Genomic DNA, 7,863 nt, shown 5'->3' with positions numbered 1-7,863 from the left:
ACGAATGGCGTAACGATGGCCACACTGTCTCCTCCTGAGACTCAGCGAAGTTGAAATGTTTGTGAAGATGCAATCTCCCCGCTGCTAGACGGAAAGACCCCGTGAACCTTTACTGTAGCTTTGCATTGGACTTTGAACAGACTTGTGTAGGATAGGTGGGAGGCTATGAAGCTGAGACGCTAGTTTCAGTGGAGCCGTCCTTGAAATACCACCCTGGTGTGTTTGAGGTTCTAACCTTGGTCCGTGATCCGGATCGGGGACAGTGCATGGTAGGCAGTTTGACTGGGGCGGTCTCCTCCCAAAGTGTAACGGAGGAGTTCGAAGGTCACCTAGGTACGGTCGGAAATCGTGCTGATAGTGCAATGGCATAAGGTGGCTTAACTGCGAGACCGACAAGTCGAGCAGGTGCGAAAGCAGGACATAGTGATCCGGTGGTTCTGAATGGAAGGGCCATCGCTCAACGGATAAAAGGTACTCCGGGGATAACAGGCTGATTCCGCCCAAGAGTTCACATCGACGGCGGAGTTTGGCACCTCGATGTCGGCTCATCACATCCTGGGGCTGTAGCCGGTCCCAAGGGTATGGCTGTTCGCCATTTAAAGTGGTACGTGAGCTGGGTTCAAAACGTCGTGAGACAGTTTGGTCCCTATCTGCAGTGGGCGTTGGAAGTTTGACGGGGGCTGCTCCTAGTACGAGAGGACCGGAGTGGACGAACCTCTGGTGTACCGGTTGTCACGCCAGTGGCATTGCCGGGTAGCTAAGTTCGGAAGAGATAACCGCTGAAAGCATCTAAGCGGGAAACTCGCCTGAAGATGAGACTTCCCTGAGGGCTTGACCCTCCTGAAGAGTCGTTCGAGACCAGGACGTTGATAGGTCGGGTGTGGAAGCGCTGTGAGGCGTGAAGCTAACCGATACTAATTGCTCGTGAGGCTTGATCCTATCATTTGAGTGGCTTGGGCCACGCGGTGAATAGAGTGTGCGACGTACGATCGATTACCCAATTCGAAATGGAAGCTGAGAGGCTTCCAGGCTTCTTCCCGTTTGTTGACAGTTTATGTCTGGCGGCCTTAGCGAGGTGGTCCCACCCCTTCCCATCCCGAACAGGACCGTGAAACGCCTTAGCGCCGATGATAGTGCGGCCTTGCCGTGTGAAAGTAGGACACCGCCAGACTCCCCATGCAGACCCCCAGTGCCACGCACTGGGGGTTTTTGTGTTTACAGCCCGAACCGCCCGTCGGGGTCCCGACGAGCTGGCGCTGGCTCCTCATTCCCCCTCCGCAGACGGCAAGAAAAAAGCCGAAGAACCGGTCATGACGTCCTGTCAGCACGGTACCCCAATAAAACTCTGATCGTATGGCGGATCGAAAGTGCAGCCCCGCCTCGCCTCCCTGGCGCTGGCGTGCACCATTACCTAGAGGTCGGCGTGGTGGCACAGCATCTCGATGATGGACGGCAGCGCCGATCGATTTTTGGCTGTTCGGGCAAGTTTGCTGGTGCCGGTGGCTTTAGCGCTACTTCCCATTCCCCGGCTTTTTCCCTTCTTTGTTTTCGTTGCCTTGTTCCCATCCCAATATTTTCGTCTACAACGATAGGGCGTTGTTCGTTGCCTTCATGCAACATTTGACGCGTTGCTCGCTGGGCACTTGCGCTCGTTTTCACCGATTTTCCAGCTTTCCTGACGTGTCGCCGCTATATTTCGCCAAGGTTAAAAAATAATGTATACAATAGGCAAAAATTCATTGTTAGCCAAAGCTGATACATAGAGCAGGAGTTCAAGATGCAATTCGAGGTGTTTGCCCATACCCAGTCGCCTCTCCGGGATGCGATCACCGCGGCGTACCGCCGGGACGAGCGGGAGTGTGTACAGGCTTTGCTGCCGCAGGCGGCGATGAGCGAGGCGGAGGTGCGTACGGCTCAGGATCTGGCGCGTCGTCTGGTGTCGCGTGTTCGCAAGGAGCGGACCCGGGCCAGCGGGGTGGACGCCTTGATGCACGAGTTTTCGCTGTCGAGCCAGGAGGGGATCGCCCTGATGTGCCTGGCCGAAGCGCTGCTGCGCATTCCCGACAAGGAGACGGCCGATCGCCTGATCCGCGACAAGATCAGCAAGGGTGACTGGAGTGCTCACCTGGGCAATAGCTCGTCGTTGTTCGTCAACGCGGCGGCATGGGGCTTGCTGGTGACCGGCAAGCTGGTGGCGTCTCACAGCGCGAAAGGGCTGTCGGCGGCGATGACCAAGCTGATCGCCAAGGGTGGCGAGCCGCTGATCCGCAAGGGTGTGGACATGGCGATGCGCATGCTGGGCAAGCAGTTCGTGACCGGCGAGACCATCGGCGAGGCGCTGGACAACGGTGTCGAGCGCGAGTCGCGCGGCTACCGTTTCAGCTACGACATGCTGGGCGAGGCGGCGATGACCGAGGAGGACGCGCAGCGTTATCTCGACGATTACGTGATGGCGATCCACGCCATCGGCAAGGCGTCCAACGGCCGTGGCGTCTACCAGGGGCCGGGTATTTCGGTGAAACTGTCCGCCATCCATCCGCGCTACGCCCGCGCCAAGCATGAGCGCATGATGGGCGAACTGCTGCCGCGCCTGAAGCAGCTGTTCCTGCAGGCCAAAGAATACAATATCGGTTTGAACATCGATGCCGAGGAGGCTGACCGCCTGGAAATCTCGATGGACCTGGTCGAGGCTTTGGCCAACGATCCGGACCTGGCCGGTTTCGAGGGCATCGGTATCGTGGTGCAGGCCTATCAGAAGCGCTGTCCTTATGTCATCGACTTCCTGATCGATCTGGCGCGCCGCACCAAGCATCGTTTCATGGTCCGTCTGGTGAAGGGCGCCTACTGGGACGCCGAGATCAAGCGTGCTCAGGTGGATGGCCTGCCGGGCTACCCGGTGTACACGCGCAAGGTTTACACCGATGTGTCCTACCTGGCCTGCGCCAAGAAGCTGCTGTCGGCCCAGGATGCGATCTATCCGCAGTTCGCCACGCACAACGCTTACAGCCTGTCGGCCATTCACACGCTGGCCGGCGACAAGGATTACGAGTTCCAGTGCCTACACGGCATGGGCGAAACGCTGTACGACCAGGTGGTCGGTTCGGCCAACCTGGGCCGAGCCTGCCGTATCTATGCCCCGGTGGGCTCGCATGAAACGCTGCTGGCGTACCTGGTGCGCCGTCTGCTGGAAAACGGTGCCAACTCGTCGTTCGTCAACCGCATTGTCGACGAGTCGGTCTCGATCGACGAACTGGTGGGCGATCCGGTGGCCGAGGCGGCGCGTCATGGTGGCCAGCCGCATGCCAAGATTGCTTTGCCGCTGGAACTGTACGGTAGCGAGCGGGCCAATTCGCGTGGCCTCGACCTGTCCAACGAGCAGCTGCTGGCAACCTTGCAGATGGGCCTGATCGACTCCGAAAAACAGAGCTGGCAGGCTTGCCCGTTGCTGGGCGATGGCGAGGTGACCAGCGCCAAGCCGCTGCCGGTGCGCAATCCGGCCGATCGCAACGACGTCGTCGGCCAGGTGTATGAAGCGACCGAGGCCGACGTGGCACATGCGCTGAATCTGGCCGAAAGCGCTGCCGCGGCCTGGGCCGGCACGCCGGTGGCCGAACGCGCCGCCTGCCTCGAGCGCATGGCGACGCTGATGGAAGACAATATGCCGGCGCTGATGGGGCTGGCGGTGCGCGAGGCCGGCAAGACGCTGACCAACGCGATTGCCGAGGTGCGTGAGGCGGTCGATTTCTGCCGCTACTACGCCGCCCAGATCCGTGCCGAGTTCAAGAACGACAGCCATGCGCCGCTGGGTCCGGTGGTGTGTATCAGCCCGTGGAACTTCCCGCTGGCGATCTTCACCGGCGAGGTGAGCGCCGCGCTGGCCGCCGGCAACCCGGTGCTGGCCAAGCCGGCCGAGCAGACCAGCCTGATCGCGGCGTTTGCCGTGCGCCTGTTCCACGAGGCCGGCGTGCCGCGCCAAGTGCTGCAATTGCTGCCGGGCCGAGGCGAGGTGGTCGGTGCGGCGCTGACGCGTGACCCGCGCATTCAAGGGGTGATCTTCACCGGCTCGACCGAAGTGGCGCAGATCATCCACCGCACCCTGGCCCAACGTGGCGGCGAGGTGCCGTTGGTGGCGGAGACCGGCGGGCAGAACGCGATGATCGTCGACAGCTCGGCGCTGCCGGAGCAGGTGGTGACCGACGTGCTGTCCTCGGCCTTCGATTCGGCGGGCCAGCGCTGTTCGGCGCTACGCGTGCTCTACCTGCAAAGCGACATCGCCGACAAGGTGATCCGCATGATCAAGGGGGCGATGGACGAGCTGACCGTGGGCAATCCGGCGCACCTCACTACCGATGTGGGGCCGGTGATCGATGCCGAGGCCCAGCAGAACCTGCTGGCGCACATCGAGAAGATGAAGCCGCGCGCGCGCTGGACCTATCAGACCAAGTTGGCCGAAGATGCCGGGCAGGGCACCTTCGTGCCGCCGACGATGTTCGAAATCGACAGCCTGAAAGACCTGACGCGCGAGGTGTTCGGCCCGGTGCTGCATGTGTTGCGCTTCGAGGCATCCGACATCGACCGCGTGGTGGACGAGATCAACAGCACCGGCTATGGTCTGACCCACGGCATCCACAGCCGTATCGACGAGACCATCGACCGCATCGTGTCGCGCATCAAGGTCGGCAACGTCTACGTCAACCGTAACATCGTCGGTGCGGTGGTCGGGGTGCAGCCGTTCGGCGGCGAGGGCAAGTCCGGCACCGGTCCGAAGGCGGGCGGGCCGTTCTATCTGTATCGTCTGACCCGTGCCAAGTGGCAGCCGGCGCTGAAGCTGACCCCGCAACCGGCTGAGCTGCCGGCGCTGCAGAAGCTCGACGCCGAGCTGGGTGGATTCGGGCTGGATGCGTCGACCCAGTCCCGCCTGCGTCAGGCGCTGGGCGAGGCGAGCCGGCACACGCCGCTGGCGCATGCGGTGGAACTGCCGGGGCCGACCGGCGAGAATAACGGGTTGCTGTTTGCTCCGCGCGGTAAGATCGGTTGCGTGGCGTCCTCGACCGAAGGCCTGCTGCAGCAGTTGATCGCGGTGTTTGCCACCGGCAACCGGGCCGTGCTGGAGGATGGCGAGGGTGCACGCAAGCTGGCCGCGAAGCTGAACGGTTACGTGGAGCTGAGCCGCGATGTGGCCGAAGCCGAGGTGGCCGGGGTGCTGTTTGCCGGCGAGACCGCGGCGGCCGATCAGTTGCAGCGCCGCCTGGCGGCACGTGACGGCGCGCTGATCCAGTTGCTGGCTGTGGAACCGGGCGCTATCAACTTGCACCGGCTGGTGGTGGAGCGTGCCGTTAGCGTAAATACCACGGCTGCCGGCGGAAATGCCAGCCTGATGAGCATGGGAGACTGATCGGGCTTGTCATGGGGTGGCGGCGTTGGAATAATGCCGCCACACGTTTTACAAAGCGTTTTCTATTAACTGCAGTGACATCTACGCCACGTTACCCCATGGTGTGGGAAAAAATCCTGACTACAAACAGAGGAAAAACAATGCAAGTGACCAAGCTGACCACGATCTCGTTCGCCGTAGCTGCCGCCCTCGCGGTATCCGCCTGCGGCAAAAAAGAAGAACCGGCTGCCGAGCAGGCTGCCGGTGGCGCCCCGGCTGCCGAAACGGTCAAGATCGGCTTTGCTGCCCCGCTGACTGGCCCGCAGGCCCACTACGGTGAGGAATACAAGAACGGCGTAACGCTGGCGATCGAAGACGCCAACGCCGAGAAGCCGACCATCGGTGGCAAACCGGTAACCTTCGAGCTGGATGCCCAGGACGACCAGGCTGACCCGAAGACCGCTACCCAGCTGGCCCAGAAGTTTGTGGACGACAAGGTGGTCGGTATCATTGGCCATTTCAACTCCGGTTGCGCCATCCCGGCCTCCAAAATCTATTCCGATGCCGGTATTCCGATGATCGCCATGGCGACGTCGCCGGTGTTCACCTCCCAGGGCTTCAAGAACACCTTCCGTTCGATGACCTCCGACACCCAGCAGGGTAGCGTGATGGGCAAGTTCGTGGTGGATACCCTGAAGGCCAAGAAGGTCGTTATCGTTGACGATCGCACGGCCTATGGCCAAGGCCTGGCCGACGAGTTCGAAAAGGCGGTCAAGGCAGCCGGTGGTGAAGTCGTCAAGCGCGAATTCACCAACGACAAGGCCACCGACTTTGCCGCCATTCTTACCTCGATCAAGGGGGTGAGCCCGGACGTGGTCTTCTATGGTGGCGCCGACGCCCAGTCCGCCCCGATGGCCAAGCAGATGAAGCGTCTGGGTCTGAAGGCCCCGCTGATCTCGGGTGAAATGACCAAGACCCCGACCTTCCTGCAACTGGCCGGCAAGGAAGCCGAAGGCTCGATCGCCTCCCTGGCCGGTCTGCCGCTGGACCAGATGCCGAAGGGCAAGGACTATGAAGCCCGCTACAAGGCGCGCTTCAAGATGGACGTCGCCACCTATTCCCCGTACGGCTACGATGCGACCCGTGCCCTGATCCAGGCCATGAAAGACGCCAACTCTTCCGATCCGAAGGCGTACATGCCGGTTCTGGCCAAGATCAAGTACTCTGGCGTGACGTCGTCCAACTGGACCTACGATGACAAGGGTGACCTGAAGGATGGTGGTATCACCGTCTACAAGGTGGAAGGTGGCCAGTGGAAGGTTATGCAGACCATCGGTGGTGGGGCTGCCCCGGCTGCTCCGGCCGCCGCTTCGGCTGCTCAGTAATCCTTCCTGGCTCAGGAAACCGCAACGGCGCAGTGTATACTGCGCCGTTTTTTATTGGAGAACGATCATGGCCCATCAGGATGTCGACGATCTGATCCGCCGTTTGCCCAAGACCGAACTGCACCTGCATATCGAGGGCACGCTGGAGCCGGAAATGATGTTCGCGCTGGCGCAGCGCAACGGCATCAGCCTGCCCTACGCCAGCGTCGAGGCACTGCGCGCCGCCTACGATTTCAGCAACCTGCAGTCCTTTCTCGACCTCTACTACGCCGGGGCCGGCGTGCTGCAGACGCGGCAGGACTTCTACGAGCTGACCCGCGCCTACCTGCAGCGTGCCCATGCCGACAACGTGGTGCACGTCGAGATTTTCTTCGACCCGCAGACGCACACCGCACGCGGCATTCCCTTCGCCACCGTGCTGGACGGCATCCGCGAGGCGTTGGACGAGGCCGGCCGCGCGTGGGGTATGAGCTCGCGCCTGATCCTGTCCTTCCTGCGCCACCTGTCCGAGGACGAGGGCTTCGCCACGCTGGCCGAGGCTTTGCCGCACCTCGACCGGATCGACGGCTTCGGGCTCGATTCGAGCGAGCTGGGCCATCCGCCGTCCAAGTTCGCCGTGCTGTTCGCGCGCTGCCACGAACTGGGCAAGCCGTGCGTGGCGCACGCCGGCGAGGAGGGGCCGCCCGAGTACGTGTGGGAGGCGCTGGAGCTGCTCAAGGTCTGTCGGATCGATCACGGTGTGCGCAGCCTGGAAGACCCGGCACTGGTGAAAAGGTTGGCCGAAGCCGGGATGCCGTTGACGGTGTGCCCCTTGTCCAACGTGCGCCTGAAGGTGGTGGACGAGCTGGCCCGACACAATCTGCGCCAGCTGCTGCAGGCGGGTCTGAAGGCGATGGTGAATTCCGACGACCCGGCCTATTTCGGCGGCTATCTCAACGCCAACCTGCTGGCCTGCCGCCAGGCGCTCGATCTGAGCGCGGGCGAGGTGGTGACGCTGGTCAACAACAGCTTCGAGGCGAGCTGGCTCGCCGAGGATGACAAGCAGCGCTGGCTGGCCGAGGTGAAGCGTATTCACGCGGAGTGGCTGGCGGCCTGATGGGGTCT

The 7,863-nt window shown here is 62.0% G+C and carries 3 protein-coding genes and 2 rRNA genes (1 of these 5 only partly in view); all 5 read left to right on the top strand.

Annotated features, from left to right (window positions below):
• Positions 1-939, top strand: a 23S ribosomal RNA gene (locus NH8B_RS14740) (it extends 1,952 nt beyond the left edge of the window).
• A gap of 118 nt (positions 940-1,057) precedes the next feature.
• Positions 1,058-1,171: ribosomal RNA gene (rrf, locus tag NH8B_RS14735) — 5S ribosomal RNA — on the top strand.
• A gap of 606 nt (positions 1,172-1,777) precedes the next feature.
• Positions 1,778-5,395 carry a trifunctional transcriptional regulator/proline dehydrogenase/L-glutamate gamma-semialdehyde dehydrogenase gene (gene putA / locus NH8B_RS14730; RefSeq protein ID WP_014088007.1) on the top strand — a complete coding sequence of 1,206 codons (3,618 nt, stop codon included), beginning with the start codon at positions 1,778-1,780 and terminating at the stop codon, positions 5,393-5,395.
• 140 nt (positions 5,396-5,535) lie between these two features.
• Positions 5,536-6,759 carry a branched-chain amino acid ABC transporter substrate-binding protein gene (locus NH8B_RS14725; RefSeq protein ID WP_014088006.1) on the top strand — a complete coding sequence of 408 codons (1,224 nt, stop codon included), beginning with the start codon at positions 5,536-5,538 and terminating at the stop codon, positions 6,757-6,759.
• Between the two features lie 67 nt (positions 6,760-6,826).
• Complete coding sequence (locus NH8B_RS14720) at positions 6,827-7,855, top strand: adenosine deaminase (RefSeq protein ID WP_014088005.1); 1,029 nt, start codon at positions 6,827-6,829, stop codon at positions 7,853-7,855.
• The last annotated feature ends 8 nt before the right edge of the window (positions 7,856-7,863 follow it).

This window comes from Pseudogulbenkiania sp. NH8B, assembly GCF_000283535.1.
GTDB lineage: Bacteria > Pseudomonadota > Gammaproteobacteria > Burkholderiales > Chromobacteriaceae > Pseudogulbenkiania > Pseudogulbenkiania ferrooxidans.
Note: the sequence above shows the minus strand (reverse complement) of the source record. Positions and strands in the feature narration are given on the sequence as shown.

Bases quoted from the DNA above. Each gene is read 5' to 3' on its own strand.
- putA (WP_014088007.1), top strand. From the start codon at position 1,778: ATGCAATTCGAGGTGTTTGCCCATACCCAGTCGCCTCTCCGGGATGCG.
- NH8B_RS14725 (WP_014088006.1), top strand. From the start codon at position 5,536: ATGCAAGTGACCAAGCTGACCACGATCTCGTTCGCCGTAGCTGCCGCC.
- NH8B_RS14720 (WP_014088005.1), top strand. From the start codon at position 6,827: ATGGCCCATCAGGATGTCGACGATCTGATCCGCCGTTTGCCCAAGACC.